General features: G+C 45.4%; 2 protein-coding genes. One reads left to right on the top strand and one right to left on the bottom strand.

From position 1 onward, the window contains the following. The first annotated feature begins 60 nt into the window (after positions 1 to 60). Positions 61 to 1,029: an HhoA/HhoB/HtrA family serine endopeptidase gene (locus tag F6K20_RS36515; RefSeq protein ID WP_287298097.1), complete on the top strand. Its 969-nt coding sequence runs from the start codon at positions 61 to 63 to the stop codon at positions 1,027 to 1,029. A gap of 144 nt (positions 1,030 to 1,173) precedes the next feature. Here F6K20_RS36515 and F6K20_RS36510 read toward each other — a convergent pair whose 3' ends face one another. Further along, positions 1,174 to 1,881 carry an FG-GAP repeat domain-containing protein gene (locus F6K20_RS36510; protein ID WP_287298095.1) on the bottom strand — a complete coding sequence of 236 codons (708 nt, stop codon included), beginning with the start codon at positions 1,879 to 1,881 and terminating at the stop codon, positions 1,174 to 1,176. Positions 1,882 to 1,913: the final 32 nt, after the last annotated feature.

Here is a 1,913-nt window from a genome sequence, read left to right as displayed (position 1 = left end):
TGACATAATTAATTTTTCAAAAATAATTCGGTCTTGCGATATTGGTTTTCCTATAATAGTATGCGGATTAACGCTTCTAGAACCGTCACCAGTAGAGTCCCAGATACTTTTAGAAACCCGATGTTCCGGGAATTTTTTAGGTTACCATTTCCCGATGTACCCCAAGAGCGAGTTGAACAGGGTACCGGTTCAGGTTTCATTATCGATACCGATGGTTATATTCTCACCAATGCCCATGTAGTCGATAGTGCGGATACTGTTAATGTAATCCTCAAAGATGGTCGCCAATTTAAAGGGACGGTAGTGGGAAGCGATCCCTTGACAGATGTAGCCGTGATCCAGATTGAGGCAGAAAACTTACCTACCGTTGCTCTCGGTGATTCTGATCAACTCACCCCAGGAGAATGGGCGATCGCAATTGGTAATCCCCTTGGTTTAGATAGTACTGTAACCACTGGCATCATTAGTGCTACCGGTCGTTCTAGCTCTCAAGTCGGTGTTCCCGATAAGCGAGTGGAATTTATCCAAACCGATGCTGCCATTAACCCCGGTAATTCTGGCGGACCCCTGCTCAATGCCTCCGGTGAAGTGATTGGCATGAACACAGCCATTATTCGGGGTGCTCAAGGATTAGGATTTGCCGTTCCCATTAATACGGTGGAAGGAATTGCTGAGCAACTGATTGTTGAGGGTAAAGTAGAACATCCTTACTTGGGCATCCAGATGGTAACCTTAACCCCAGAAGTTAAACAACAGATCAACAGTAATCCCAATGCTGGATTGATGGTTGATGAAGAAAAAGGGGTATTGATTGCCAAAGTAATAGCTAATTCCCCAGCTGCCAAAGCAGGATTGCGTGCGGGTGATGTGATCCGCAAAATCAATGATCAGCCGGTCAAAGATGCAACAGAAGTTCAGAAGTCTGTGGCTAAAACGAAAGTAGGCAGTGATTTAATCCTAGAGTTGCGCCGCAATCAACGAGATACTAAATTGACCGTGCGACCTGGTGCTTTTCCCACTGGTAAGTAGTAGTTAAGTAGTAGTTGAAACGATTAATATCAAGTTCAGTTAATCCCTTTAATTATCGGGCTTTGAATCACATTAGCATTCAGCTGTCTGCTGAATGCTAATTGCTTATTGAATCACTAATGAATAATTAACCAGACTGGCATATTAAACATAGCTTTGCCACTCGTCCCCTGTTAAGGACTCGGTGGCAACTGCCTGCTGTAGCCCCGTTTCATTCATTAGCCAGATCCCATTTTGTCCGTCAGAGCCATTACGCAACAGGATATCGTCAAAACCATTATCGTCAAAGTCCATAGTACCACGAATTTCCCAATCACCGCTGATTGGTGCTGAGTCAATGAACACTGACTCTACATACTCAGTACCATCCATCCGCCAGTAGTAGATCTCTTGGTTTTGAGTATTGCGCCACAGAATATCCGCGTCACCATCATTATCTAAATCTCCAGCACCTTGCATCTCCCATAGACCGTCTTCTGGTAGCAGCAAATTCTCACCATTACTCTGCCTGGTAATCAACACTCCCTGATCCAGCTCCGTGCCATTCATCAACCAAACCGCATTTTCTCCGGTATTGGTATTACGCCAGAGAATATCTTCTTCTCCATCACTGTCGAAATCTCCCGTGCCACGGATTTCCCAGTTGAGGTCTGATACCTGGGTGCTAGATGCTCCGCTTTTGAACTCAAAGCCTTCCATTAACCAGAAGCCAACATCTCCGGTATCGGTATTACGCCAGATAATATCCTTTTGCTCATCGCCGTCAAAGTCTCCAGCACCACGCATCTCCCAGGGACTGTCAGCTGGTTCCGATTGAATCGGATTTGACTGATCCAAGTTGGTGCCATCCATGATCCAGGCACGATTGTCTCCAGTCTAGGAAA

This window comes from Moorena sp. SIO2C4 (assembly GCF_010672485.1).
Lineage (GTDB): Bacteria > Cyanobacteriota > Cyanobacteriia > Cyanobacteriales > Coleofasciculaceae > Moorena > Moorena producens.
This window is presented reverse-complemented; position numbering and strand designations above follow the sequence as displayed.